Origin of the sequence: Tessaracoccus sp. (assembly GCF_016714275.1) — a bacterium.
Lineage (GTDB): Bacteria > Actinomycetota > Actinomycetes > Propionibacteriales > Propionibacteriaceae > Arachnia.
The window spans coordinates 418,635-444,978 of record NZ_JADJNP010000002.1; the positions used below are offsets into that span (position 1 = coordinate 418,635).

Below are 26,344 nucleotides of genomic sequence, written 5' to 3' on the forward strand. Positions count from 1 at the left end.
CGGCGTGGGTCTACCCCTTGCGGTTGGCCAGGGCCGCGGCGATCAACCCCGAGAATAGGGGGTGCGGGCGCGTCGGGCGCGACTGCAGCTCGGGGTGGGCCTGGGTTCCGACGTAATACGGGTGCGTCTCGGCGGGCAACTCGACGAACTCGACGAGCGCGCCGTCGGGCGACGTGCCCGAGAAGACGAGTCCGGCTTCCTCAAGACGGCCGCGGTAGGCGTTGTTGACCTCGTAGCGGTGGCGGTGCCGCTCGGTCGCGGTATCGGCGCCGTAGGCGGCCGCGACCTGGGAGCCCGGGCTGAGCACGGCCGGGTAAGAGCCGAGCCGCATGGTGCCGCCGAGGTCGCCGCCCCCGTCGACGATGCCGACCTGCTCCGCCATGGTGGCGATCACGGGGTCCGGGGTGGCGGGGTCGAGCTCGCTCGAGTTGGCCTCGGGCAGGCCCACGAGCGAACGCGCCGCCTCGATCACCATGCACTGCATGCCGAGGCACAGGCCGAGCGTCGGTATGCCGTGCTCGCGGGCGTAGGTGAGCGCGCCGAGCTTGCCCTCGACGCCGCGGATGCCGAAGCCGCCCGGAACGCACACGGCGTCGATCCCCGCGAGGTGCTCGGCGGCGCCCTCCGGGGTGGAGCAGCCATCGGACGCGACCCAGCGGACGGAGACCTGGGCACGGTGCGCGAACCCGCCAGCGCGCAGGGCCTCGGTGACGGAGAGGTAGGCATCGGGGAGGTCGACGTACTTGCCGACCAGCGCAATGGTCACTCCCGACGCCGGGCTCTTGACCCGGTCGAGCAGGTCGTCCCAGGCCGTCCAGTCGACGTCGCGGAACGGGACGCCCAGGCGCCGGACGACGTAGGCGTCGAGGCCCTCGCGGTGCAGGACGCGCGGAATGGCGTAGATGCTGGGTGCGTCGGCGCAGCTAATGACGGCGTCGTCGTCGACGTCGCACATGGCGGCGATCTTGCGCTTCAACGCGGGACTGACCTCGCGTTCGGCGCGGCAGACGATGGCGTCGGGCTGGATACCCACCTGGCGCAGCGCGGCCACCGAATGCTGGGTCGGCTTGGTCTTCATCTCACCGGACGGCTTGATGTACGGCACGAGCGAGACGTGCAGGAAGAACACGTTGGCGCGCCCGACCTCCTGGCGGACCTGGCGCGCGGCCTCGAGGAACGGCAGCGACTCGATGTCGCCGACGGTGCCGCCCACCTCGTGGATGACGATGTCGACGTCGCCGTCGGCCATCGCGAGCATGCGGTCGCGGATCTCGCCGGTGATGTGCGGGATGACTTGCACGGTGTCGCCGAGGAAGTCGCCGCGGCGCTCCTTCGCGATGACGGTCGAGTACACCTGCCCGGTGGTGACGTTGGCGTCGCGGCCCAGGTTGACGTCGAGGAAGCGCTCGTAGTGGCCGATGTCGAGGTCGGTCTCCGCGCCGTCGTCGGTGACGAACACCTCGCCGTGCTGGAACGGGTTCATCGTGCCGGGGTCGACGTTGAGGTAGGGATCGAGCTTCTGCATAGTGACCCGGAGCCCGCGCGCCTTGAGCAGGTTGCCGAGGCTGGAGGCCGTCAGCCCCTTGCCGAGCGACGAGACGACCCCGCCGGTCACGAAGATGTGCTTTGCCGATTTCTTGGAGCTGTCCACGGACCTCCAAGCTACGAGACCTATGTGTCGTCCACGTTACGACTGGGTTTCGCTCGTCGAGCCGGAGGTCAGCTTGAGGAGGTCGACGGTTGTGGCGGCCGCGAGTCGGTGATCGCGCTTCCTGCTTCAGCCGTTCCCTTGCCCTCGGCCATTCGGGCACGCTCGATGGCCCTCGGGCTTCGTCGAGGAGTGCGGGAGCGGCCGCTCAGCTGTCGGGCGGACTCGGACGGCGTGCGGCCCTGGCGAGCAGCTCGGCGGCGTGCTCGACGCCCTTCTCGGAGCGCGCCTCGCCTCCCATCATGCGGGCCAGCTCAGCGGCGCGCTCGCCGTCGGTGAGGCGTCGGACGCCGGAGGTGGTGAGATGGCCGTCGCTTGCCTTCGCAATCACGAAGTGATGGTCGGCGTACGCGGCGACCTGAGCGAGGTGCGTGACGACGATGACCTGGCTGGTGGCGGCGAGGCGCTGCAGGCGGTGGCCGATCTCCAGCCCGACGGCGCCGCCGACGCCCGCGTCGACCTCGTCGAACACGAACGTGTGGCCCTGCTCGCCCTCGGCGAGCACGACCTCCAGCGCGAGGCGCACGCGCGACAGCTCTCCGCCCGAGGCGACCTTGCCGAGGGGCGCGGGTTCCGCCCCGGGGTTGGCGGAGAAGAGCAGCTCGATGCGGTCGGCGCCGTGCGGGCCGAGGGCTGCGTCGGTGACCTCGAAGCGGAGCTCGGCGTGCGGCATGGCCAGCGCGGCAAGTTCTTCCAAGACCTCTACGGCGAGCTCAGCGGCAGCCAGGCGGCGCGCGGTCGAGATCGCCGCGGCGTCGGCGGCGAGGGCCTCGTCCAGCTCCGCGATACGGGCCCGCAGTCGGTGAATCCGCTCGTCGCTGCCTTCCAGCTCTCCCAGCCGGGTGGCGGACCGCTCCGCCCAGGAGAGGACCTCGTCGACGGTGGGTCCGTACTTGCGCGTGAGGCCCGCCAGTTCCGCGCGCCGCTCCCCCACGGCTTGGAGCCGGAGCGGGTCGGCGACGAGGTCGTCCAGGTATGTCGCGACGTCGGCCGCGAGGTCGGCGGCGAGCATGCCCAGCTCGGTGGCGCGGCTCGCCAGGTCGCGCGCGGCGTCGTCGCGGCCGGCGAGCGCGTCGAGCGACTTCCGCGTGGACCCGGTCAGGCCGACGGCGCTGGGCGCGTCGTAGTCGACATCGCTGCCGCTCAGCGCCTCGTGCGCGGCTCCGGCGAGGGCACGCAGCTCGTCGAGGTCCATCAGCTTGGCCTGCTCGGCGGCGAGGGCGGCGTCTTCGCCGGGCCTCGGCTCGACGCGCGCGATCTCGTCCAGCCCGAAACGCAGCATGTCGGCCTCGCGGGCGCGCGCCGTCGCCTCGGCCTCAAGCCGCGCGAGTTCCTGCGCTGCGGCCCTGCGCTCCGCGAAGCCCGCCTGGTAGCGAGCCAGCTCCGCCGGCCGGGCACGGGCATCGAGCAACTCGCGCTGGCGTTCGGGCGTCGACAACCGGATCTGCCCGGACTGGCCGTGGATGGTGGCGAGTTCGCCCAGCACATCGGAGAGGGCAGAGAGCGGCACGCCGACCCCGCCGACGACGGCGCGCGAGCGGCCCTGCGCGGAGATGTGCCTCAGTGTCACCAGCTCGCCGTCATCGGTGTCGCCGCCCAACTCACGGACCCTTTCCGTGGTGGTCGGCGGCACCTCCCACCTTCCCTCGACGACGGCCTTCTCGGCGCCGCGACGCACGATCCCCGCATCGCCGCGGGCGCCGAGGAGGTGCCCGAGCCCCGAGACGATCATGGTCTTGCCTGCGCCCGTCTCACCGGTCAGCGCCGTCAACCCGGGCCCGAGGTCGAGCGCAGCCTCGTCCACCACGCCGAAGGCGGTGAGCCGGAGCGTTGCGAGCATCAGGCCCCGCTCCGCCGCCGCCAACCATTGACGGGTAGAGCGAACTTCTTGACGAGCCGCGTCGTGAACGGCTGCTCGCCGAGCCGCGCGATCAGCACGTGGTCCGAGTGCGCGGTGACGACGACGCGCTCGCCACGAGCCAACTCGTGGCTGCGGCGGCCGTCGCACCACAGGATGCCGGTGCTGAGCGCGTCCTCGGTGATCTCGAGGCAGACCTTCGACGACGGGCTGAGCACCATGGGGCGGTTGAACAGCGCGTGGGCTGCGAGCGGAACCACGAGGATGGCCTGCACGTCAGGCCAGATGACGGGACCGCCCGCGGAGAACCCGTAGGCGGTAGAGCCGGTCGGCGTCGAGACGAGGACGCCGTCGCAGCCCCACCGGGACAGGGGGCGGTCGTCGACGCTGACAAGGACCGAGAGCATCTTCTCGCGGGTCAGCTTCTCCATCGAGACCTCGTTGACGGCCTCCGAGCGCCAGACCACCATGCCTGCGGAGTCGAAGACCTCGACGCGCAGCGCGAGACGCCGCTCGACGAGGTAGCGCCGCTTGATGATCGCGGTCGGGAGCTCGTCGAGATCCGAGAGTTCCATCTCAGCGAGGAAGCCGACGTGGCCGAGGTTCACACCGAGCAGCGGCACCCCGAGCGGCAGGGCCCATTCCGCGGCGCGCAGCATGGTGCCGTCGCCGCCGAAGACAACGGCGATCTCCGCGGGCACGTTGCCGACCGGCTCGACGACGGCCTCGGGCACCCGCTCGCGGACGCGGGCGAGGTCAGGCTCGAAGACGAGGAAGGAGAATCCCTTGCCATGCATGGCGCGGATGAACGCGGCGGCCTTCTCCAACGCCTCGTCCCTCGCGGGATGGAGGAGCACTGCCACGACTCGCTGATCCACGCGCCCAGCCTACCCATGTCAGTACCTGCCGGGTTGCCTACCCATGTCAGTACCTGCCGGGTTGCCTACCCATCTCAGGCCCGGACGAAGTGGACGAAGTACTCGACGTTGCCGGAGGCGCCCGGGAGCCGGCTCTCGCCGCGCCAGCGCTCCCGCCAGCCGAGCGCGCGGGCCGCGGCGACGACGCCGTCGACGGCCTGGGCCCGGAGCGCGGGATCGCGGACGAGGCCGCCCGCGCCGAGGCGGTCGCGCCCTACCTCGAACTGCGGTTTGACGAGGAGCAGCGCCTCGCCGCTCGGCGGCAGGACGTCGACGAGACGCGGGAGGAGGAGCGTCAGCGAGATGAAGGAGACGTCACCGACGATGAGGTCGACAGGGGCGCCTTCGAGGTGGTCGAGGGTGAGGTCACGCAGGTTGAGGCCCTCGTGGACAACCACCCGGTGGTCGGCGGCAAGAGGCGCGGCGAGTTGCCCGTGGCCCACGTCGACCGCGTACACCCGGGACGCACCGCGGTCCAGACACACCTGGGTGAAACCGCCGGTCGAGGCGCCAGCGTCGAGCACGCGACCGCCGACGGTGATCCCCGAGTCATCGAGGGCACCCAGCAGCTTGTGCGCGGCACGCGAAACCCACCGCTCCTCGACGGCCGCGATGTCGTCAGCGCCGGTGACTGGGGTCGAGGGCTTGGCTGCCGTGGCGCCGTTGAGCGTGACCCGGCCCTCGGCCAGGAGACGGGCCGCCTGTGTGCGCGAGCGAGCGAGTCCTCGCGCGACGAGCGCGACGTCGAGCCTCACCACGTGATGCCCCACCCGACCGAACGACGCCCGGCCTCACCGCGCGACGCCGGGAATACCCAGCTGCGTGACGGAGGGGTCGTTGTTGAGGACGCTGGCCAGCAGGCCCTGGGCCTCGCCGAGTCGGCTGGCGAGCTGGTCGAGCGGCAGCTCCTCGACGCCGTCGAGGCTGGCCACGAGTTCGCCGACGAGCTCCAGCCGACGGACGTCGGCCGGGGCCGCGCTCCTCGGCGTGGGATCGGTCACCGCAGCGTGTCCAGAGAGTTCAGGACGGCATCGATGTCGACGTCGAAGCGCCACTTGGCCTGCAGCGCTGCCCACAGCGCGTCGAGCTGCTCGTCGCGGGTGATCGGACGGGTCCCGAGGTAAGCGAAGCCGTCGGTCATATCGACCTCCTGATATCCGCACACGAACCGCTCGCCGTATACCTCCGCCTCGCGCGGCGGCTCGAGGAGGGCGGTGGCGTCGAAGCCGATGTAGGTCGGCCGGTACTCGGGCGCCGCGACGGCGAGGTCGGCCTTTCCGTGGGCGCCCGTGAAGACGAACAGCGAGTCCATGCCGACGTTGTTGGCGCCCAGGATGTCGGTATCGGTGCGGTCCCCCACGAAGATCGGCTTGTCAGCGCCGATCCGCAGCACGGTCTCGTCGAGCAGCGGACGGAAGGGCTTGCCCGCAATCCGCGGCTCGATGTCGACGCATGCGCGCACGACCGCGAGCTGCGCGCCGCACCCGGGGGTGATACCGCGGTCCGAAGGACGAGTCATGTCCGGGTTGGTGCCGTACCAGACAGCGCCACGCTGGATCGCCAGCGCGGCCTCTTCCAGGCGCTGCCATCCGATGGTCGGGCTGTAGCCCTGCACAACAGCGTCGGGCGCGTCGTCGAGGGAGTCGACGACCGCGAACCCTGCCGAGATCAGCTGCTGCCGGAGTGCGTCGGTGCCGACGGAAAGCACCTTCGCGCCCGGCGCCAACTCCGCGGCAAGCATCCGCAGCGTCGCCTGGGTCGAGTTGACGACGTCGGCCTCGTCAGCGGTGATGCCGAGGTCCGTGAGGTGCTCGGCGACAACGGCCGGCGTGCGCGCGGCGTTGTTGGTCACGAATCCCAGGTGCGTGCCGCGAGAGCGCAGCTCGTCAAGGGCCTCCGGCACCCCATCGACCGCGATCGGCCCGAGGTAGATGACCCCATCCAGGTCGAACAGCGCCGCGTCGTAGTTGCTGGCCAGAGCGATCATCGGTCTGCCTCCTCATCCATGGGGGATTCCTCTTGCGCGACGTCCTCGACGATCTCCTCGCCCTCACCGTCCTCGTCGAGATCCGGCTCGTCGCCGTCATCGAGGTCCGCGTCTTCTTCGACGACGTCCTGCTCGTCGTCGTGGGATTCGGCCGCGTCCGCGTCATCATCCTCGTCGGCTTCCCGCTCGTCCGCGGAATCCTCGAGCAGCCCGTCCTCGTCCTCCCCGAGGTCCTGCTCGTCCGCGGGATCCTCGGGCAGCACACCGCCGTCCTCGTCCTCGTCCTCGTCGAACTCCTCGATGAGAACCATGGACTCCGGCAGAACGACGCCGTCGAGCGCGGCGATGCGGTCTGCGTTGTCGAGCTCGCCCTCCGGGTCCAGCGCGGCGCTGGAGGTGAACCACTCGCGCGCGCTTTTCGCGTCGCCCTCGAGTTCGAGGAGGTTCGCGTAGGAATGGCGCAGCCGCGCCTGAGCAAGGGGGCTGCCCACCTGACGTCCGATCGCGGCCTTGAGCAGGCGCAAGGCTTCGGCACGCTGGCCGAGGTCATCGCGGACACCGGCCTCGACGAGGAGGCACTCGATACGCAGATCGATGTCGCGGGTCTTCGGATCGAGCTCTCCGAGGATGTCGAGCGCGTCGCGGGGGCGTCCGAGGGCGCGCTCGCAGTCCGCGATCACCGGCAGCAGTTCGTCGCCGCCGTTCATCCTGCGCAGGGCCCGGAACTCGCGCAGAGCGATGGCGAACTCGCCGGCAGCGTACGCGGTAACGGCGGCGGCCTCTCGCACGACGGGCAGACGTCCGGCGCGACGACGCGCCGCCTCAGCGTGCCGGAACGCCATGTCGGGGTCGACATCGACGAGTTGGCCCGCCGCCCAGATGTGCGCGCCTACGGTCTCCGCGAGGTCCTTCGGCAGGCTCTTCAACTCAGCCCGCACGCCTGCGGGCAGCTCGGCCTCGACGAAGTCGCGCGGCTTGTCGGGCTCATCGGGCCGCGGCGCCGTGCCCGGCCGCGGCGCAGGCCGCTCCTCGCGGTCCTCCCACTTCCTGGGGCCGCGGTCACCGCGATCCTCCCACTTTCTCGGTCCGCGATCCTCCCATTGCTTGCGCTCGCCCTGGTAACCGCCGCGGCGATCGTCATCGCGACGGGGACCGCGATCGCCGCGGTCTTCCCACTGCTTACGGGGCGCACCTTCGCGGTTCTCCCAGGACCTGCGCTCGCCATCCTTGCGAGGCCCGCGATCGCCGCGATCCTCCCATTGCTTGCGCTCGCCCTGGTAACCGCCGCGGCGATCGTCATCACGACGAGGTCCGCGGTCACCGCGATCTTCCCACTTTCGCGGTCCGCGGTCTTCCCACTGCTTGCGGGGCGCGCCTTCGCGGCTTTCCCACGGCTTGCGTTCGCCGTCCTTGCGAGGTCCGCGGTTATCCCCGTGCTTCCGCTCGCCTTGGTAACCGCCGCGGCGATCGTCATCGAGACGGGGACCGCGATCGCCGCGGTCTTCCCACTGCTTACGGGGCGCACCTTCGCGGTTCTCCCACTGCTTGCGCTCGCCTTGGTAACTGCCGCGGCGATCGTCATCACGACGGGGACCGCGATCGCCGCGGTCTTCCCACTGCTTACGGGACGCACCTTCAGGGTTCCCCCACTGCTTGCGCTCGCCCTGGTAACCGCCACGGCGATCGTCATCACGACGAGGTCCGCGGTCTTCCCACTGCTTACGGGGCGCGCCTTCACGGTTCTCCCATTGCTTGCGCTCGCCCTGGTAACCGCCACGGCGATCGTCATCACGACGAGGTCCGCGGTCTTCCCACTGCTTACGGGGCGCGCCTTCACGGTTCTCCCATTGCTTGCGCTCGCCCTGGTAACCGCCACGGCGATCGTCATCACGACGAGGTCCGCGGTCTTCCCACTGCTTACGGGACGCGCCTTCGCGGTTCTCCCGTCCTCCCATTGCTTGCGCTCGCCCTGGTAACCGCCGCGGCGATCGTCATCACGACGAGGTCCGCGGTCTTCCCACTGCTTACGGGACGCGCCTTCGCGGCTTTCCCACGGCTTGCGTTCGCCGTCCTTGCGAGGTCCGCGGTTATCCCCGTGCTTCCGCTCGCCTTGGTAACCCCCACGGCGATCGTCATCACGCCGAGGACCGCGGTCCTCCCACTTGCGAGGTCCACCGCCCTGCTGACCCTTGCGTTCGCCGCGGTCGCCACTGCCACGCCCGCCCCCGTCGGAATCGCGCCGAGGCGGCCGTGAACCGGCTTCCCTGTGGTCGCCATACGACCTATCGTTTTGACGATCTGCGCGTCCCTCGTCCGGTGTGGAGTTATCAGATGGCATGCCGACTATCATCCCAGGCTCCGGCCCTCGGACCTAACCGACGAGCACCCGTTCCCGGGCCGTGGGACCAGTGTCTCGTTGCTATGAGCCCCGGTTGCGCCGTGGCGCTGACATGGCGTTCCATAACGCCAGCCATACGTCGTAACGCTTGGCCCGCATCGGGATGCCGGTGCTGCATGAACTGAAAGGGCAGGCCTGAGGGTGTCGGGCTGGCCTTGCCGCGCGACGGTTAGCGTCACCGGCAGGCCCAGGTGTCGCGGTGCGGGAACGCAGAAGAGCCCCGGACCGCAAAGGGTTCGGGGCTCTTCTTCAATGAAGAAGTCCGGCGGTGTCCTAGTCTCCCACAGCGTCCCCGCTGCAGTACCATCGGCGCTGAAAGGCTTAACTTCCGGGTTCGGGATGGGACCGGGTGTTTCCCTTTCGCTATGACCACCGTAACACTATTGAACTATACGCACGGACCTAGTTTATCTGTTCTGGCCGGTCACGGGCAAACCGTGGGTCCCGGGCAGGGACAGAATAAACGGCGGGTCTCGTTCGTTGTTCGAGATATTCCACAGTGGACGCGTAGCATGTGTTTGTCTTCGCAGACAATCAATCTTTGGTTTTTCTTGAGTGATTTGCTTTTTGGGTGTGTGTGACAAGCCCTCGGCCTATTAGTATCGGTCAGCTCCACACATTACTGTGCTTCCACGTCCGACCTATCAACCCTGTGGTCTACAGGGGCCTTACCAACTTAACGTTGTGGGAGCCCTCATCTTGAAGCGTGCTTCCCGCTTAGATGCTTTCAGCGGTTATCACTTCCCAACGTAGCCAACCAGCCGTGCTCCTGGTGGAACAACTGGCACACCAGAGGTTAGTCCGTCCCGGTCCTCTCGTACTAAGGACAGCTCTTCTCAAGACTCCTACGCGCGCAGCGGATAGGGACCGAACTGTCTCACGACGTTCTAAACCCAGCTCGCGTGCCGCTTTAATGGGCGAACAGCCCAACCCTTGGGACCGACTCCAGCCCCAGGATGCGACGAGCCGACATCGAGGTGCCAAACCATGCCGTCGCTATGGACGCTCGGGCAAGATCAGCCTGTTATCCCCGGGGTACCTTTTATCCGTTGAGTCCTGGCGCTTCCATTCGCTACCAGAAGATCACTAGTCCCGACTTTCGTCCCTGCTCGACATGTCTGTCTCGCAGTCAAGCTCCCTTGTGCACTTACACTCAAAACCTGATTGCCAACCAGGCTGAGGGAACCTTTGGGCGCCTCCGTTACCTTTTAGGAGGCGACCGCCCCAGTCAAACTACCCATCAGGCACTGTCCCTGATCCAGATAATGGACCTAGGTTAGATAACCAGAGTGACCAGAGTGGTATTTCAACGATGACTCCACCGGAACTGGCGTCCCGGCTTCAAAGTCTCCCACCTATCCTACACAAGTCACACCGATCACCAATACCAAACTATAGTAAAGGTCCCGGGGTCTTTCCGTCCTGCTGCGCGTAACGAGCATCTTTACTCGTAATGCAATTTCGCCGAGTTCGTGGTGGAGACAGCGCCCAAATCGTTACTCCATTCGTGCAGGTCGGAACTTACCCGACAAGGAATTTCGCTACCTTAGGATGGTTATAGTTACCACCGCCGTTTACTGGGGCTTAAGTTCACCGCTTCGCCCACAAGTGGACTAACAGTTCCCCTTAACCTTCCAGCACCGGGCAGGAGTCAGTCCGTATACATCGTCTTTCGACTTAGCACGGACCTGTGTTTTTAGTAAACAGTCGCTTGGGCCTGGTCTCTGCGACCCTCAACGCTTCCCACCGCGCGGGTGTTCACGTATCAGGTCCCCCTTATCCCGAAGTTACGGGGGTATTTTGCCGAGTTCCTTCACCACGATTCTCTCGATCGCCTTGGTATTCTCTACCTATCCACCTGTGTCGGTTTGGGGTACGGGCGGCTCATATCTCGCTCACGAAGCTTTTCTAGGCAGCATAGGATCACTCTTACCACACCCCAAAGGGTGCGGACACGTCATGTCTCAGGCATCACGGAGCACGGATTTGCCTATGCTCCACCCTACACACTTAACCCGACATAGCCATAGCCGGGAAGAGCTACCTTCCTGCGTCCCTCCGCAGCTTGCCTACTACAAGATCAGGTCACAGACTCACACAACCCAACAACCCGAAGGCCGTTTGAGAAGTGCTTGCGTGTTTAGTATCACTCGCCTCAGCACGGACGATATTTTGCCGGTCACGGGAATATCAACCCGTTGTCCATCGACTACGCCTGTCGGCCTCGCCTTAGGTCCCGACTAACCCAGGGCAGATTAGCTTGACCCTGGAACCCTTGGATATTCGGCGGACGGGTTTCTCACCCGTCTTTCGCTACTCATGCCTGCATTCTCACTCGTGTGCTCTCCACGACTAGGTCACCCTGCCGCTTCACCGCGCACACGACGCTCCCCTACCCATCCACACGGCCTTACGACCAAAATGTGTGAATGCCATAGCTTCGGCGGATAACTTGAGCCCCGCTAAATTGTCGGCGCAGAATCACTTGACCAGTGAGCTATTACGCACTCTTTCAAGGGTGGCTGCTTCCAAGCCAACCTCCTGGTTGTCACCGCAACTCCACATCCTTTTCCACTTAGTTATCGCTTAGGGGCCTTAGCTGATGATCTGGGCTGTTTCCCTCTCGACTATGAAGCTTATCCCCCACAGTCTCACTGCCGTACTCTCACTTACCGGCATTCGGAGTTTGACTGATTTCGGTAAGCTTGTGGGCCCCCTAGACCATTCAGTGCTCTACCTCCGGTAAGAAACATACGACGCTGCACCTAAATGCATTTCGGGGAGAACCAGCTATCACGGAGTTTGATTGGCCTTTCACCCCTATCCACAGCTCATCTCCTCGGTTTTCAACCCAAGTGAGTTCGGTCCTCCACGACGTCTTACCGTCGCTTCAACCTGGCCATGGATAGATCACTCCGCTTCGGGTCTAGAGCACGCGACTAAAACGCCCTATTAGGACTCGCTTTCGCTACGGCTTCCCCACACGGGTTAACCTCGCCACGTACCACTAACTCGCAGGCTCATTCTTCAAAAGGCACGCCGTCACCCCCCAAAAAGGAAGGCTCCGACGGATTGTATGCGATCGGTTTCAGGTACTATTTCACTCCCCTCCCGGGGTACTTTTCACCTTTCCCTCACGGTACTTGTCCGCTATCGGTCACCAAGGAGTATTTAGGCTTAGCAGATGGTCCTGCCAGATTCACGCGGAATTTCAGGGGTTCCGCACTACTTGGGAAAAACACAACAAAGAGAGCAAAGGCTACACCTACAGGACTCTAACCCGCTCTGGTACCGCATTCCAACGGATTCAACTCACACAATGCTTTTATAACTCTTCGACCACTCAACAGCGTGATCACGCATGCTCCCACAACCCCCCAGCTGCAACGCCTGTCAGCTATCACACAACCAGGGTTTGGCCTCATCCGCGTTCGCTCGCCACTACTAACGGAATCACTATTGTTTTCTCTTCCTATGGGTACTGAGATGTTTCACTTCCCCACGTTCCCTCCAACTACCCTATATATTCAGGCAGAGGTCGCCGGACATAACTCCGGAAATTCAAGGTTTCCCTATTCGGAAATCCATGGATCAAAGCTCGTTTACCAACTCCCCATGGCTTATCGCAGGTTACAACGTCCTTCATCGGCTCTTGGTGCCAAGGCATCCACCGACCGCACTTAGTAGCTTGTCAAACCAAAAAGAATATCAACAAGAAAAATCAGAAAAATTGATCTACAAAGATGCTCGCGTCCACTGTGAAATTCTCAAACAACGAGCGAACCCAAACCCCACACACAACAAACATGTACATGCGCAAGCGTCTGGACCGCACCAGAAAAGCCAGATGCAACCGACTCCTCAGAAACCCAACAACGTGCTTTCTTGGCAAACCCCCCAGACCCAACCCAACCACTTTCCACTCCCCAAACAAGGGGCTGTACTCACAGAAAACAGGCCGAACCCAGAAGATTCTAAGTCAATGTTCCACAAACCAGAGCCACCAACCCAGAAAACACATGTTCCTGATAATTGGCAACCATAAACCCCCACAGGGGTCCATGAGCTCCTTAGAAAGGAGGTGATCCAGCCGCACCTTCCGGTACGGCTACCTTGTTACGACTTAGTCCTAATTACCAGTCCCACCTTCGACAGCTCCCTCCCAAAAAGGGTTAGGCCACCGGCTTCGGGTGTTACCGACTTTCATGACTTGACGGGCGGTGTGTACAAGCCCCGGGAACGTATTCACCGCAGCGTTGCTGATCTGCGATTACTAGCGACTCCGACTTCATGGGGTCGAGTTGCAGACCCCAATCCGAACTGAGACCGGCTTTTTGAGATTCGCTCACCCTCACAGGCTCGCAACTCTTTGTACCGGCCATTGTAGCATGCGTGAAGCCCTGGACATAAGGGGCATGATGACTTGACGTCATCCCCACCTTCCTCCGAGTTGACCCCGGCGGTCTCCTATGAGTCCCCGGCATGACCCGCTGGCAACATAGGACGAGGGTTGCGCTCGTTGCGGGACTTAACCCAACATCTCACGACACGAGCTGACGACAGCCATGCACCACCTGTAAACCGACCAAAAAGGGGCAGCCATCTCTGACTGTTTCCGGCATATGTCAAACCCAGGTAAGGTTCTTCGCGTTGCATCGAATTAATCCGCATGCTCCGCCGCTTGTGCGGGGCCCCGTCAATTCCTTTGAGTTTTAGCCTTGCGGCCGTACTCCCCAGGCGGGGTACTTAATGCGTTAGCTACGGCACGGAGAACGTGGAATGTTCCCCACACCTAGTACCCACCGTTTACGGCGTGGACTACCAGGGTATCTAAGCCTGTTTGCTCCCCACGCTTTCGCTTCTCAGCGTCAGGAAAGGTCCAGAGAACCGCCTTCGCCACCGGTGTTCCTCCTGATATCTACGCATTCCACCGCTTCACCAGGAATTCCATTCTCCCCTACCTTCCTCAAGTCTGCCCGTATCGAAAGCAGGCTCAGGGTTAAGCCCTGAGTTTTCACTCCCGACGCAACAAACCGCCTACAAGCTCTTTACGCCCAATAAATCCGGACAACGCTCGCACCCTACGTATCACCGCGGCTGCTGGCACGTAGTTAGCCGGTGCTTCTTCTCCCACTACCGTCACTTTCGCTTCGTCATGGATGAAAGCGGTTTACAACCCGAAGGCCGTCATCCCGCACGCGGCGTTGCTGCATCAGACTTCCGTCCATTGTGCAATATTCCCCACTGCTGCCTCCCGTAGGAGTTTGGGCCGTATCTCAGTCCCAATGTGGCCGGTCACCCTCTCAGGCCGGCTACCCGTCGAAGCCTTGGTGAGCCACTACCCCACCAACAAGCTGATAGACCGCGAGCCCATCCCAAACCGCAAAAACTTTCCAACAACCCACATGCGCAGGAAGCTGAATATCCGGTATTAGCAACCGTTTCCGGCTGTTATCCCAGAGTCTGGGGCAGGTTACTCACGTGTTACTCACCCGTTCGCCACTCGTGTACCCCCGAAAGGGCCTTACCGTTCGACTTGCATGTGTTAAGCACGCCGCCAGCGTTCGTCCTGAGCCAGGATCAAACTCTCCGTCGAAAAACTACCAAAACCCAACCCCACCAAAAAGGCAGAACCAGGAATCACTACTTAATCAAAAAGAGAAACAATCACTGACAAGACCAAAAACTGGTCAATCAATATTTTTTATTCTCAAAGAAACCTCAACACAACACCCAAAAAGGATGCCGCGCCGACGAGACACACACAAAACCACCAACCACACCAAACAGTGCAGCCAGCAGCAAATGTGCAATAAATTGGCATTGACTATAAAAGCACGCTGTTGAGTTCTCAAGCTTCGGGTACACACCCAACCAAACAACCCCCACAAGAGGGCCACCCAGCCAGGGGCAACTCGACCAACCTTATCAGCGTCATCCACCCTAGTCAAACCAGTGTGAGGCCCGCTGTTTCAGTTGTCTGCGCCGCTCTCGCGGCTTGTCCGACTTTACTCATTCGCGCATTCCCCGTCAAATCCAAGCTTCTTCGGAATATGCACTATTTAAGTTAAGTCAGTCCCACCTTCTCCCGCGCGGGGAGTCGACTCTTTCCCGGACCTTGAGCGGGTTCTCGTTGAACGCACACTCGTCCGAAGACGTCATCGTTGGGGTGGGGCGCTGCAGGTCCGTCCTTGCGTCCGGGTCACCTGCGAAGCGCAGATGTAACTCTACCCTCGGCTTCGCAGTCACGCAAGTCCGGGGTGCCCCTTCGCGCCGCCCGGGCGTGTCGCCGCGTACTCTGTGTTCATGCGGCGCCTCCCTCTTGCTCTTGTGATCCTTCTGCTGGCCGGTTGCGCACCTCAGCCTGCCCCGGAGACGTCCTCCCCTACACCGATAGAGCCCGCGCCGTCGTCCAGCTCTCCGACGCCGTCCGACACACCGACTCCCTCCCCCACCCCCACGACATTCGTTCCCCGGACGGCCTCCGTCAACGTCAGCGGCGACCTGCTCTGGCACAACAGCCTGTGGGTGAGCGCTGAGCTCGACGCGAAGAAGGGGCGGTTCGACTTCCGCCCGCAGCTTCGGTCCCTGAGGGAGTACGTCTCCGCCGCGGATCTGGCGATCTGCCACAGCGAGGTGCCGTTCGCGAAGAAGGACGGCCCGTTCCGCAACTACCCGCTCTTCGCGGCTCCGCAGGAGATCGCGCCTGCGATCGTGGCCACGGGATGGGACCTCTGCACCACGGCGTCGAACCACACCATGGATCAGGGCTGGGACGGACTGGTGCGCACCATCGAGGTGCACCGCGAGCACGGCATCCTGACCTCCGGTAGTTGGGCAACCGAGGAGGACAGGAAGACCCCGGTCATCTTCACCACCGACGACGGAGTGAAGATCGCCGTCATCAGCCAGACGTTCGGCCTCAATGGCCTGCCTAAGGCCAAGGGCAAGCCGTGGTCCGTGCAGCTGCTCGACGCCGACGCCGCAATCGCCGACGCCAAGCGCGCGAAGAAGGCGGGCGCCGACATCGTGCTTGTCCACATGCACGCCGGCGACGAGTACTCCAGCAGGATCAACTCCCAGCAGCGGGACTTCGCGAAGGCCGTGACCGCCGCGCCGGAGGTCGACATGGTGTTCGGCCAGCACGCTCATGTCGTCCAACCCATCGACAAAGTCAACGACAAGTGGGTCATCTACGGCGCGGGGAACCTCATTGCCTCCAGCGGTCCGGCCCAGCCCCGCACCTACGACGGCCTCATGGCCCAGGTGACCTTCGAGGAACAGGAGAACGGCGGCTTCGTCGCGACCGCCGCGGAGTTCGCACCCACCATGATCACGAAGAAGTCCGGCAACACCCCCGCACGCGTCTACCTGATCCCCGACGAGCTCAAGGCGGGGAACAAACGCGCCGCCGACATGAAGGCGTCGGCGGCGCGCACGCGCAAGACGGTCCGGTCCCTCGATGTCGAGGGGCTCACCGAGCGCAAGTGAGTCGACTCACGGAGCGGTGCGAACCACCGCTCCCACGGTCTTGCGGCCGCGGCGCAGGACCGCGTAGCGGCCGTGCAGCAACAGGTCCGGCGTGAGCGTCAGCTCGGGGTCGGTCACCTTCTCGTTGTTCACATAGGCGCCGCCCTCGGCGACGGCGCGGCGTGCCTCGCCCTTCGACTTCACCAGCCCCGCAGCGACCATCGCGTCGACGAAAGACACGTCACCGACCACCGGCTGCCCGCCGACCTCGCGGACCACGCCGTCGAGCGTCTGCTCGCTCAGTTCAGCCAGCTCGCCGCGCCCGAACAGCGCCGACGCCGCGGCCACCGCCGCCGTGCGCTCGGTGACACCGTGCACAAGGTCGGTGACATCGTCGGCGAGGGCGCGCTGCGCCTCACGCTTGTACGGGGCGTCGATCGTCGCCTGCGCCAGCGCCTCGATCTCCTCCTGCGAGCGGAACGAGAACACCTTCAAGTAGTCGATGACCTTCGCATCCTCCGCGTTCAAGAAGAACTGATGGAACGCGTACGGCGAGGTCAACGACGGGTCAAGCCAGACCGTCCCGGACTCGGTCTTGCCGAACTTGGCACCGTCGGCCTTCGTCAGCAGCGGCGTCGCCATCGCGTGCACGCGTCGCTGATCACTGCGTCGGATCAGCTCCACGCCGGCCGTGATGTTGCCCCACTGATCGGAGCCGCCTGTCTGCAGCGTCACCCCGTGGCGCCGGTTCAGCTCTCGGTAGTCCATCGACTGCAGAAGCACGTACGAGAACTCCGTGTACGAGATACCGGACTCAAGGCGTCGGGCGACGACATCGCGCGCCAGCATCCGGTTGACCGGGAAGTGCTTGCCGACATCGCGCAGGAAGTCCAGCGTCGACATGCTCGCGGTCCAGTCGAGGTTGTTGACCATCGTCGCCGCAACTGATCCCTCGAAGGAGACGTACCGCTCGACCTGCGCGCGGATCTTCTCCACCCATTCGGCGACGACGTCCGTGGAGTTCATGACACGCTCGCCGGTCTCCTTCGGGTCGCCGATGAGGCCCGTCGCGCCGCCAACCAGCAGGAATGGCTGGTGCCCCGCCTGCTGGAGCCTGCGCGCCAGCAGCAGCTGCACGAGGTTGCCGGTGTGGACGCTCTGCGCCGTCGGATCAAAGCCCACATAGAACTTCACGCCGCCCTCGTCCAGATGCGCTCCGAGCGCGTCCGGGTCGGTCGAGTGGGCAACAAGCCCCCGCCAGCGAAGATCCTTAAGTAGTGCGTTCACGAGAGCACAGCTTACTGGCGCTCGCACCCTCACCTAACCGATGGCCGAAGGGCCGCTCCCGCCCAGTCGCGCAACTCGCACTGCGCCGCGCGCAGTTCGCGCGTCTGCTCTGCGACGCGACCCGGGGCTGTCCCGCCGCGGCCGTCGCGCGATGCGACCGAGCCCTCGACCGTGAGGACGCCCAGCACGGACTCGTCCAGGTGTGCGGAGATCCCGGGGAGGTCGTCGACGGTGAGGTCCTGCAGCGTGATGCCGCGCTGCTCGCAGTAGCGCACCGACTCGCCCGCGACCTCGTGCGCGACGGCGAACGGCACGCCCTGGCGGACCAGGTGATCGGCGACGTCGGTGGCCAGCGAGAAACCGCGTGGCGCAACCTCGGCCATGCGATCGGGATGGAAGGTCAGGGTCCCGACCATGCCCGCTACGGCGGGGATCAGCACGTGCAGCTGATCGAGGCCGTCGAAGATCGGCTCCTTGTCCTCCTGCAGGTCGCGGTTGTAGGCGAGCGGAAGCCCCTTCAGCGTCGCCAGCAGCCCCGCGAGATTGCCGATGAGGCGTCCGGCCTTGCCGCGAGCCAGTTCCGCGACATCAGGGTTCTTCTTCTGCGGCATGATCGAGCTGCCGGTGGACCAGGCGTCGTCGAGGGTCGCGAAGCCGAACTCGGCGGTGCACCAGATGATGACGTCCTCGCTGAGGCGGGACAGGTCGACGCCGACCTGCGCCAGCACGAACGCGGCCTCGGCGATCAGGTCACGCGCCGCAGTGCCGTCGATCGAGTTGGGCACCGACGACGAGAAGCCCAGCTCGCGGGCCACCAACTCCGGATCGAGCCCCAGCGACGTGCCGGCCAACGCAGCCGAGCCGTAAGGGCTGACCGCGAGGCGGCGGTCAAGGTCGCGGAGGCGGTCGACGTCGCGCACCAGCGGCCAGGCGTGGGCCAGCAGGTGGTGGCTGAGCAGGATGGGCTGGGCCGACTGCAGGTGAGTTCGTCCAGGCATGACCGCACCGTGATAGCGCTCCGCCTGCGACGCCAGCGCCTCAAGCACGCCGTCGAGGTCCTGCGCGACCAACCGGATCTCTTCCCGCAGGTAGCTGCGGATCAGGGTCGCGATCTGGTCGTTGCGCGAACGCCCGGCGCGAATCCGGCCACCGAGCTCCGGGCCGACGATGTCCTTCAACCCCCGCTCCAGCGCGCCGTGCACGTCCTCGTCCGACTCCGCGGGCCCGAACTCGCCAGTCTTGACGCGGCGCGCGAGCTCGGCGAGTCCTTCATCCATCGCGGAGGCTTGGTCCTGGGTCAGCAGCCCCGCGGCCAATAACGCCTTGGCGTGCGCGCGCGACCCTGCGATGTCGTGCAGCGCGAGGCGCCAGTCGAACTGCGTCGACTTCGACAGCGCGAACATCGCGTCACTCGGCCCGCCGGCGAAGCGCCCGCCCCACAGTCGTCCCTGGTCAGTGCTCACTGTCTTCCTGTCTGTGGTCGGGTCTAGAGGTAACGACTAAGGCGGCTCGCCGACGCTCGCGCGGCCGCTCAACCAGCGGAGGCATCCGCTGGCCTTCCGGTCCTTGTCATCTCGGAGATCACCCAGACGACGCGCTCCGCGGAGTCGTCGTCGGTGGCGATCACGAGCACCGTGTCGTCGCCCGCGATCGTACCCAACACGCCGGGCAGCGCGGCGAGGTCGAGATACGAGGCGAAGTACTGCGCCGCCCCGGGCGGCGTCTTGACGAGGATCTGCGTTCCCGCGTGGCGGATCGACTGCAGCAGCTCCGCGCACAGCCGGGCCAGCTTCTCCATTGCCGCGCCCTCGGTGTCGTCTCCGGGAGCGGCGTACACGAGCGCTCCACCGACGGCCCGCTGGCGCACGGCGCCGAGCTCCAGCAGATCCTTCGAGAGCGTCGGCTGACTGACGACGATGCCATGCGCGGCCAGCGCGTCGCTCAACTCGCCCTGCGATGTGTAGCGCGCCTCGAGGAGCAGCTGGCGCAGCGTCGACAACCTCTCCGCACGCGTCGGGCCGGCCATGGTCAGGCCTGTTCCAGCAGCGCGGGCAGCGCGTCGACGAAACCCTGCAGGTCATTCCTTGTCGAGATCAGCGGCGGCGCGACGCGCAGTACCGACGGCCGGGGTGCGTTGATCACCCAGCCGGCGTCCAGCGCGGCCGCGGCGACGGCGGGGGCCACGTCGTCGATCAGGACGACGCCCAGCAGCATTCCTCTCCCCCGGACGTCCAGGATCCGCGGATGGTTGAGCGCCCTCAGCTGGTCGGCGAGCCACGCACCGGTCTCGCGTGCCTGGTCGAGGACGCCGCTCTCAAGCACGTCCAGGACCGCGTTGCCCGCGGCTGCGGCGACGGGGTTTCCGCCGAAGGTCGTGCCGTGCAGGCCGGGCTGGATCAGGTCCGCCGCGCGCCCGCTGGCGAGGCATGCGCCGACCGGGAAGCCGTTGCCGAGGCCCTTGGCGAGCGTGACGAGGTCGGCAACCACGCCGTCGGCGGTGTGCGAGAGGTACTCGCCGCACCGGCCAAGACCCGTCTGGACCTCGTCGATCCACAGCAGCGCGCCCGCCTCAGCGGTCAGCGCGCGCGCCGCCTGAAGGAATCCCTCGGGGGCCGGGACGACACCGTTCTCGCCCTGCACCGTCTCGATGACAACGGCAGCGACGGTGTCGTCGACGACGTCCCGGAGCGCATCGACGTCGCCATACGGGACGAAGGTGACGTCGCCGGGAAGCGGCTCGAACGGCGCGCGGTACTTCTCATTCGCCGTGATGGCGAGCGCGCCCATCGTCCGGCCGTGGAACGCGCCATCCATGGCGACGATCCGCGTCCGCCCGGTCAGCCGTGTGATCTTGAACGCCGCCTCGTTTGCCTCCGTGCCGGAGTTGGTGAAGAAGACGCGCGTCCTCTCCGCGCCCGTGAACGCGGCCAACCGCTCCGCCAACCTGACCTGCTGCTCACTGGCGAAGAAGTTCGAGACGTGTCCGAGCTGCCCCAGCTGCGCGGTGATCGCGGTGGTCACCTCCGGGTGCGCATGCCCGAGCGCGTTGACGGCAAGGCCGGACAGCAGGTCCGTGTAGCGGCGCCCGTCCGCGTCCCACAGATGCACGCCCTCCCCCCGCTCGAACACGCGCAGCGGCGCGCCGAACGCGTTCATCATCACGGCGGCGTACCGGTCCTTGAGTGCTTGCTGGCTCATTTCAGTCCTTGTGGTTCTGGGTCGGTTCTGTGGGTAGGCGCGGGACCTTTCGACACGGTCCGGACGCTTCGCGCCGGGGACCGGCTCAAGGAACGGTGGTTGTGACCATCGTGCCGACGCCCTCGTCTGTGAAGATCTCGAGCAGCAGGCAGTGCGGGACCCGGCCGTCGATGACGGTGGCGGAGCGGACGCCGCCCTCGACCGCCTTCACGCAGGCCTCCATCTTGGGGATCATTCCGGCGTCGAGGGTCGGGAGCATCTCACGGACCTCGTCGGTCGTGATCTGCGTGATGATCGACTCCTCGTCGGGGTAGTTGGCGTACACGCCCGCGACGTTGGTCAGCATCACGAGGCGCTTCGCCTTCAGCGCGACGGCGAGCGCCGCCGCCGCAGTGTCGCCGTTGATGTTGTGCACCTGGCCGTCGCGGTCGGGCGCGACGGTGGCGACGACGGGGATACGCCCCGCGGAGATGAGGTCGTTCAGCGAGCTCGGGTCGACCGACTTCACGTCGCCGACCAGCCCAAGGTCGATCTCTTCGTCGCCGACGACCAGGCCACGCCGCTTCGCGGTGAACAACCCGCCGTCCTCTCCCGACATGCCGACGGCGAACGGCCCATGCTGGTTGATCAGGTTCACCAACTCTCGGCCGACCTGCCCGACCAGCACCATCCGCACGACGTCCATGGCCTCGGGCGTGGTCACGCGCAGGCCGCCACGGAACTCCGAGGCGATGTCCAGCTTCGCCAGCATCTCCGAGATCTGTGGGCCGCCTCCGTGCACGACGACGGGGCGGAGCCCGACGCGCCGCAGGAAGACGATGTCCTCGGCGAACGCGCGCTTGAGGGCCTCGTCGGTCATGGCGTTTCCGCCGTACTTGATGACGACGGTCTCCCCCGCGAACTCAGCGAGCCACGGCAGCGCCTCAATGAGCGTCGCCGCCTTCGCGATCAGTTCCGGCTGCCGGTGGGTCAAGATCTTCGGGCTCACGTCGAATACTCCGCGTTCTCCTTCACGTAGCCGTACGTGAGGTCGTTGGTGAGGATGGTCGCCGTGGCGTCCCCGGCATGAAGGTCGACGGTGACACGCACGTCGCGCGTGGACAGGTCGACGAGGGTGCGGTCCTCACCGATCTGGCCGCCCCGGCAGACCATGACACCGTTGAACGAGACGTCGAGTTCGTCGGCGTCGAAGGCCGCGTCCGTCACGCCGATGGCCGACAGCACGCGGCCCCAGTTCGGGTCGCCTCCGAAGATGGCGCACTTGAACAGGTTGGACCGGGCGACCTCCCGTCCGACGACTTCCGCGTCGCGTTCACTGGCCGCGCCGACGACCTCGATGGCGATGTCGTGCGAGGCGCCCTCTGCGTCGCGGATCAGCTGTCGGGCCAGATCCTGGCACAGGCCGGTGAGCGCGGCGGTGAAGGTGTCCGGCGACGGGACGACGCTGCTGGCCCCCGAGGCCATCAGGATGACCGTGTCGTTGGTCGACATGCAGCCGTCCGAGTCGGCGCGGTCGAAGCTGAGCCGCGTCGCCTCCCGGAGGGCCGCGTCGAGCGACTCGGGGGGGAGGTCGGCATCGGTGGTGATCACGACGAGCATCGTCGCGAGCCCGGGCGCGAGCATGCCCGCCCCCTTCGCCATGCCGCCGATCGACCATCCGTCGCCGAACGCTTCGGCCTGCTTCGACACCGTGTCGGTGGTCATGATCGCGGTCGCAGCCGCCGCACCGCCGTCGGCGCTCAGCGCGTCGCACGCGGAGTCGACGCCGGGGAGCAGCTTCTCCATCGGTAGCCGCAGGCCGATCAGTCCGGTAGAGCAGACGGCGACGTTGTCGGTGATGAGACTGAGCCGGTCGGCGACCCGCGCGGCCGTCGTCGCCGAGTCGAGGTAGCCGGCGTGCCCGGTGCAGGCGTTGGCACCGCCGGAGTTCAGAACAACGGCCTGGAGCTGCCCATCCGCGACAGCCTGACGCGACCACTTCACGGGTGCCGCGAACACACGGTTGCTGGTAAAGACGGCCGCGGCCGCCATGCGCGGGCCGTGGTTCGCGACGACGGCCAGATCTGGCCTGCCGCTCGCCTTCAGGCCGGCGGTGACACCGGCGGCGACGAAACCCTTCGGGGTGGTGACGCTCACGGTGCGACTCCTACGCTGCTGAGCCCGGTGGTCTCAGGGAGGCCAAGGGCGATGTTCATGGACTGGACGGCACCGCCGGCGGTGCCCTTCGTCAGGTTGTCGATGGCGGAGATGACGATCAACCTCCCCGCATGCTCGTCGACGGTGACCTGGACCGACACGCGATTCGAGCCGACGACGGCCGCGGTCTGCGGCCACACGCCGTCGGGCAGGACGTCGACGAACGGCTCGTCGTCGTAGAACGAGCGATAGGTGGCGACGGCCGCCTCGGCGGTCACGCCGTCAGCGATGGGCGCGGAGCAGGTCGCGAGGATGCCGCGCGACATGGGCGCGAGCAGCGGGGTGAAGCTGACGACGACCTCGCCGTCGCACAGCGACGACAGGTTCTGCACGATCTCCGGCGTGTGCCGATGGACGCCGCCGACGCCGTACGGGCTCATGTTTCCCATCACCTCGGAGCCGAGCAGGTGCGGCTTCAGCGACTTTCCTGCTCCCGAGGTGCCCGACGCCGCGACGATCGCGATCTGCGAGGCGTCGATCAGCCCGCCCGCGACGGCGGGCAGCAGCGCAAGGGTGCAGGCCGTCGGATAGCACCCGGGAACCGCGACACGCTTCGCGTCGGCAAGTATCTCGCGCTGGCCGGGCAGCTCAGGCAGCCCGTAGGGCCAGGTGCCCGCGTGTGGCGAACCGTAGAACCTCTCCCACTGCGCGGGGTCGGCCAGGCGGTAGTCGGCACCCGCATCGACGATCAGCACATCGTCGCCCAGCTGCTCCGCGATCGCCGCCGAGGCGCCGTGCGGCAGCGCGAGGAAGACGACGTCGTGTCCCGCGAGAACCTCGGCGGTCGTCGGCTGGACGACGCGGCCGGCGAGCGGGGCGAGGTGCGGCTGGTGCTGGCCCAGCAGATCGCCGACGCTGGAGTTGCCGGTGAGCGCGCCGATGGTCACCTCGGGATGCTGGAGGAGGAGGCGCAACGCCTCGCCGCCCGCATAGCCCGTGCATCCGGCGACCGCCACTGAAAAAGTCATGGGCGTGACTATTCCAGATTCTCAATAGATATTCAAACGCCGTCCTGGGCCTGCGCCATCTGTTGAGCGGTCAGGGCGAAGCCAGTGTGCCTGGACGGGTCGCGTAGCAGGCGCAGATCGGTGGATCGAGGCCGGGAGTAGGGTGTGTGCAGCGGCGCGCATCGGAGAGGGCCGCCCGAAGGAGTACCGATGAACTTCCTCCGCACCACGCTCTCGTTCGTGCTTCTCGCCATCGCCGCTGCGCTCGGGATGGGCGGTGCCGCCGCGCAGTGGGCGGACCTCGCGGCGCGGACTCCGGCGCCCGCACGGCAGATCGTGGCGCCCGTCACCCAGGACGCGAAGGTCCGAGCCGCCCTCGCCGGCGCACTGACCGAGCGCGCCGTCCGTGAGATTCCCACCATCGCCGACGCCGTGCCGGGCCTGACCGCAAGGCTCGAGAGCCTCATTCGCTCCGCCGTGGACGCCTCCCTCGACGACCCGGGGATCGACCGCGCGTGGATCGCCGCGCTGGACAGCACCCGCGCGGGCGTCGTCGCGGACATTGAGACGTACGACGGTGCCACGCCTCCCACCCTGTGGTTCGACCTCGCCCCCTTCGTCGACCTCGCAAGGACCCAGCTGATCGCGGCAACGCCCGAGCGCCTCCGGCCATTCGTCGACGAGATCTCTTGGTCGACCGAGCTGCGCGCGCCGCTGGTGCGGATGGACCCCGAACAGACCGAGCTTGCCGCGAGCGCGCTGCGCTGGTCGGCGCGCTGGCCGTGGCTCTACGCGGGCGCAGCGATCCTCGCAGTAGGGGGCCTCGTCATCGGGCCCCGTCGGGGCCGCTGGGCCGCGCTTCTCACCGTCGGCCTCCTGGCCGCCGTCGGGCTCGCCGCGGCCAACTGGTGGGCGGGGCGCATCGCGCTCCCGTCCGGCCCCGGGCTCGGCCCGGTCCTGGTGGGCACCCTCACCGAGGGTGCGCTCGCCCACCTGCGCGAGTGGATGCGACCCGTGCTGTACGTGATGCTGGGAACGGCAGGGGTCGGCCTCGTCGGGCTGCTGTTCAGTCGACCCGCACGGCGCCGCTGACGAACGTGGCCACGGCCCAGGCGAAGTCGTCCTGCGCGACGCGGGCATCGAACGCAGCGACGACGCCCAGCTCATGCAGCTGCGCACGGGTCTGATCCGTCACGCACAAACCGAGGATGAGGTGAAGCAGCGCCCGCGCCGTCGCCTCCGGGCGCGGGTTGCCCGCGTCGGCAAGGCAGCGAGTGGTCGGGGTGACGAGATCGACGCCGCCCAACCCAAGCGCCAGCGACGACGCCACCAGCTCCGCACCGTCGCGCCGGGCCAGCAAGGCCCCGCGCACGCTGTCGGCCCACGCGCTGAGCCACTCCTGCGCAGGCCTTCCGGAGGTCGGTTCGGCCACCTCCGCGAGGACCTCGTCGGACAGCGCCGCCAGCAGCGACTGCTTGTTCGGCACGTGGTAGTACAGCGCCCCGGCCTGCACGCCGAGCGCGTCCGCGACGCGGCGCATGCTGAGGTCGCCGAGGCCGTAGGCGTCGAGGATCCCGAGCCCAGCCTCGACGATAGCCACCCTGCTCAGTGCCATCCGTGGTCCCTGCAAGCCATGGGGCGAGCCTATCGCCCCGGCTGGGGCGTGCTCCTAGGATGGCCCGATGACCGGTTACCACAAGCCCGTGCACCGTCCCGGCGACGTCCTCGAACTCCTTCGCGGCGGCGGCGACCCTGCAGAGGTCGGCGGCCTCGCCCATGACACCGCGGCCGCGTTGCTGCACCGGGTGCGTTCCACGCCCGACGCCTCGGTGGTGGATCGGGTCATCGCGTTCGCCGACGCCGACGGCATCGACGACCTGGCCGAGCTATGGTCGGCGGCCACCCCCGACTCCCTTCCGGGCGCTCTCTGGCGCCTCTACCTGCTGCGGCACACCGTGCGCGAGGCTCCATCCGCTGCGGCGTACCGGTTCCGGCGCGGGATCGAGGTGGACGCCGTCGGGCAGGCGATCGCGGGTTCGAGCGCCGCGCCCACCCCGGACGAGGTCGTCTCCCTCGCGACGCAGATCCTGCGTGGGGCGTTCGTCGGCGACTTCGCCGTCGCCCTCGAACGTGCCGCGGCCTTCTCCCGCGTGATGGGCGCCGGATGCCGCGAGCTGGCGTCGTCCGACGCCGACCCCGCCCGCGCCGTCGAGGAATGCCGCCGCGCGGACAGCTACGACGCAATCACCGGGGAGCTCACGCGCGCCGCCTCGGCGTGGCGCGCAGGCCTTCTCCACTGATCCCCTTGAACCATCGGCCCAAGTGGCTAAGCTATGCAGGCCGGGCCGCGGTAACCCCGGGCTCCACTTTTCGCCGCT

At 66.4% G+C, this 26,344-nt stretch carries 20 protein-coding genes and 3 rRNA genes; 5 read left to right on the plus strand and 18 right to left on the minus strand.

Annotation, left to right across the window (positions count from 1 at the left end; all coding sequences use genetic code 11):
• Positions 1–10: 10 nt before the first annotated feature.
• The 7 genes from IPJ61_RS10565 to IPJ61_RS10595 form a co-directional block, all read right to left on the minus strand.
• On the minus strand, positions 11–1,651 hold the full coding sequence (locus IPJ61_RS10565; RefSeq protein ID WP_297106758.1) for a CTP synthase: 1,641 nt from the start codon (positions 1,649–1,651) through the stop codon (positions 11–13).
• Between the two features lie 205 nt (positions 1,652–1,856).
• On the minus strand, positions 1,857–3,548 hold the full coding sequence (gene recN, locus IPJ61_RS10570; protein ID WP_297106761.1) for a DNA repair protein RecN: 1,692 nt from the start codon (positions 3,546–3,548) through the stop codon (positions 1,857–1,859).
• The gene (locus tag IPJ61_RS10575; protein ID WP_297106764.1) at positions 3,548–4,444 is read right to left on the minus strand and encodes an NAD kinase; all 897 of its coding nucleotides are present in this window, start codon (positions 4,442–4,444) and stop codon (positions 3,548–3,550) included. Before IPJ61_RS10575 ends, recN begins: the two co-directional genes overlap by 1 nt.
• Positions 4,445–4,518: 74 nt before the next feature.
• Positions 4,519–5,238: a TlyA family RNA methyltransferase gene (locus IPJ61_RS10580; RefSeq protein ID WP_297106767.1), complete on the minus strand. Its 720-nt coding sequence runs from the start codon at positions 5,236–5,238 to the stop codon at positions 4,519–4,521.
• A 36-nt stretch (positions 5,239–5,274) separates the two neighbouring features.
• On the minus strand, positions 5,275–5,484 hold the full coding sequence (locus tag IPJ61_RS10585) for a hypothetical protein (RefSeq protein WP_297106771.1): 210 nt from the start codon (positions 5,482–5,484) through the stop codon (positions 5,275–5,277).
• The gene (locus IPJ61_RS10590) at positions 5,481–6,470 is read right to left on the minus strand and encodes an HAD-IIA family hydrolase (RefSeq protein ID WP_297106773.1); all 990 of its coding nucleotides are present in this window, start codon (positions 6,468–6,470) and stop codon (positions 5,481–5,483) included. Before IPJ61_RS10590 ends, IPJ61_RS10585 begins: the two co-directional genes overlap by 4 nt.
• Positions 6,467–7,312 (minus strand): hypothetical protein, encoded by an 846-nt coding sequence (locus tag IPJ61_RS10595; protein ID WP_297106776.1) that lies wholly within the window; start codon positions 7,310–7,312, stop codon positions 6,467–6,469. Before IPJ61_RS10595 ends, IPJ61_RS10590 begins: the two co-directional genes overlap by 4 nt.
• Between IPJ61_RS10595 and IPJ61_RS10600 the strand changes: the two genes are divergently transcribed.
• Both IPJ61_RS10600 and IPJ61_RS10605 read left to right on the plus strand, forming a co-directional pair.
• Complete coding sequence (locus tag IPJ61_RS10600; protein WP_297106779.1) at positions 7,298–8,446, plus strand: hypothetical protein; 1,149 nt, start codon at positions 7,298–7,300, stop codon at positions 8,444–8,446. The genes IPJ61_RS10595 and IPJ61_RS10600 overlap by 15 nt on opposite strands.
• Positions 8,425–8,724, plus strand: a complete 300-nt coding sequence (locus tag IPJ61_RS10605; protein ID WP_297106782.1) for a hypothetical protein — start codon at positions 8,425–8,427, stop codon at positions 8,722–8,724. Before IPJ61_RS10600 ends, IPJ61_RS10605 begins: the two co-directional genes overlap by 22 nt.
• Positions 8,725–9,128: 404 nt before the next feature.
• Here the strand turns inward: IPJ61_RS10605 and rrf are convergent.
• The 3 genes from rrf to IPJ61_RS10620 form a co-directional block, all read right to left on the minus strand.
• Positions 9,129–9,245: ribosomal RNA gene (gene rrf, locus IPJ61_RS10610) — 5S ribosomal RNA — on the minus strand.
• A 199-nt stretch (positions 9,246–9,444) separates the two neighbouring features.
• Positions 9,445–12,562 (minus strand): 23S ribosomal RNA (locus IPJ61_RS10615).
• A gap of 380 nt (positions 12,563–12,942) precedes the next feature.
• A 16S ribosomal RNA gene (locus tag IPJ61_RS10620) occupies positions 12,943–14,464 on the minus strand.
• The 16S, 23S and 5S rRNA genes sit together here, the layout of an rRNA operon.
• 710 nt (positions 14,465–15,174) lie before the next feature.
• Between IPJ61_RS10620 and IPJ61_RS10625 the strand changes: the two genes are divergently transcribed.
• A complete protein-coding gene (locus IPJ61_RS10625) occupies positions 15,175–16,359 on the plus strand; it encodes a CapA family protein (protein ID WP_297106784.1) in 1,185 nt (394 codons plus the stop codon).
• Between the two features lie 6 nt (positions 16,360–16,365).
• On the opposite strand, the gene tyrS is transcribed toward IPJ61_RS10625, so the two are convergent.
• The 7 genes from tyrS to argC form a co-directional block, all read right to left on the minus strand.
• Complete coding sequence (tyrS, locus tag IPJ61_RS10630; protein WP_297106787.1) at positions 16,366–17,625, minus strand: tyrosine--tRNA ligase; 1,260 nt, start codon at positions 17,623–17,625, stop codon at positions 16,366–16,368.
• A 29-nt stretch (positions 17,626–17,654) separates the two neighbouring features.
• A complete protein-coding gene (argH, locus tag IPJ61_RS10635) occupies positions 17,655–19,028 on the minus strand; it encodes an argininosuccinate lyase (RefSeq protein ID WP_459251298.1) in 1,374 nt (457 codons plus the stop codon).
• Between the two features lie 128 nt (positions 19,029–19,156).
• The gene (locus tag IPJ61_RS10640; RefSeq protein WP_297106792.1) at positions 19,157–19,651 is read right to left on the minus strand and encodes an arginine repressor; all 495 of its coding nucleotides are present in this window, start codon (positions 19,649–19,651) and stop codon (positions 19,157–19,159) included.
• Between the two features lie 2 nt (positions 19,652–19,653).
• Positions 19,654–20,823, minus strand: coding sequence for an acetylornithine transaminase (locus tag IPJ61_RS10645; RefSeq protein ID WP_297106798.1), 1,170 nt, complete (start codon positions 20,821–20,823; stop codon positions 19,654–19,656).
• Positions 20,824–20,908: 85 nt separating this feature from the next.
• The gene (gene argB / locus IPJ61_RS10650) at positions 20,909–21,811 is read right to left on the minus strand and encodes an acetylglutamate kinase (protein ID WP_297106801.1); all 903 of its coding nucleotides are present in this window, start codon (positions 21,809–21,811) and stop codon (positions 20,909–20,911) included.
• Positions 21,808–22,959: a bifunctional glutamate N-acetyltransferase/amino-acid acetyltransferase ArgJ gene (gene argJ / locus IPJ61_RS10655; protein ID WP_297106804.1), complete on the minus strand. Its 1,152-nt coding sequence runs from the start codon at positions 22,957–22,959 to the stop codon at positions 21,808–21,810. Before argJ ends, argB begins: the two co-directional genes overlap by 4 nt.
• Positions 22,956–23,987 carry an N-acetyl-gamma-glutamyl-phosphate reductase gene (gene argC, locus IPJ61_RS10660; RefSeq protein WP_297106807.1) on the minus strand — a complete coding sequence of 344 codons (1,032 nt, stop codon included), beginning with the start codon at positions 23,985–23,987 and terminating at the stop codon, positions 22,956–22,958. The genes argJ and argC overlap by 4 nt, the downstream gene beginning before the upstream one ends.
• Positions 23,988–24,176: 189 nt before the next feature.
• On the opposite strand from argC, the gene IPJ61_RS10665 reads away from it, so the two are divergent.
• Positions 24,177–25,058 (plus strand): hypothetical protein, encoded by an 882-nt coding sequence (locus IPJ61_RS10665; protein ID WP_297106810.1) that lies wholly within the window; start codon positions 24,177–24,179, stop codon positions 25,056–25,058.
• On the opposite strand, the gene IPJ61_RS10670 is transcribed toward IPJ61_RS10665, so the two are convergent.
• Positions 25,033–25,581, minus strand: coding sequence for a TetR family transcriptional regulator (locus tag IPJ61_RS10670; RefSeq protein ID WP_297106813.1), 549 nt, complete (start codon positions 25,579–25,581; stop codon positions 25,033–25,035). The genes IPJ61_RS10665 and IPJ61_RS10670 overlap by 26 nt on opposite strands.
• 67 nt (positions 25,582–25,648) lie before the next feature.
• Between IPJ61_RS10670 and IPJ61_RS10675 the strand changes: the two genes are divergently transcribed.
• Complete coding sequence (locus IPJ61_RS10675; protein ID WP_297106816.1) at positions 25,649–26,266, plus strand: hypothetical protein; 618 nt, start codon at positions 25,649–25,651, stop codon at positions 26,264–26,266.
• Positions 26,267–26,344: the final 78 nt, after the last annotated feature.

Coding starts and splice junctions, on each gene's coding strand:
- recN (WP_297106761.1), bottom strand. CDS start 3,548: ATGCTCGCAACGCTCCGGCTCACCGCCTTCGGCGTGGTGGACGAGGCT.
- IPJ61_RS10590 (WP_297106773.1), bottom strand. CDS start 6,470: ATGATCGCTCTGGCCAGCAACTACGACGCGGCGCTGTTCGACCTGGAT.
- IPJ61_RS10595 (WP_297106776.1), bottom strand. CDS start 7,312: ATGGCGTTCCGGCACGCTGAGGCGGCGCGTCGTCGCGCCGGACGTCTG.
- IPJ61_RS10625 (WP_297106784.1), top strand. CDS start 15,175: ATGCGGCGCCTCCCTCTTGCTCTTGTGATCCTTCTGCTGGCCGGTTGC.
- argH (WP_459251298.1), bottom strand. CDS start 19,028: ATGTTCGCGCTGTCGAAGTCGACGCAGTTCGACTGGCGCCTCGCGCTG.
- IPJ61_RS10640 (WP_297106792.1), bottom strand. CDS start 19,651: ATGGCCGGCCCGACGCGTGCGGAGAGGTTGTCGACGCTGCGCCAGCTG.
- IPJ61_RS10645 (WP_297106798.1), bottom strand. CDS start 20,823: ATGAGCCAGCAAGCACTCAAGGACCGGTACGCCGCCGTGATGATGAAC.
- argC (WP_297106807.1), bottom strand. CDS start 23,987: ATGACTTTTTCAGTGGCGGTCGCCGGATGCACGGGCTATGCGGGCGGC.
- IPJ61_RS10665 (WP_297106810.1), top strand. CDS start 24,177: ATGAACTTCCTCCGCACCACGCTCTCGTTCGTGCTTCTCGCCATCGCC.
- IPJ61_RS10670 (WP_297106813.1), bottom strand. CDS start 25,581: ATGGCACTGAGCAGGGTGGCTATCGTCGAGGCTGGGCTCGGGATCCTC.
- IPJ61_RS10675 (WP_297106816.1), top strand. CDS start 25,649: ATGACCGGTTACCACAAGCCCGTGCACCGTCCCGGCGACGTCCTCGAA.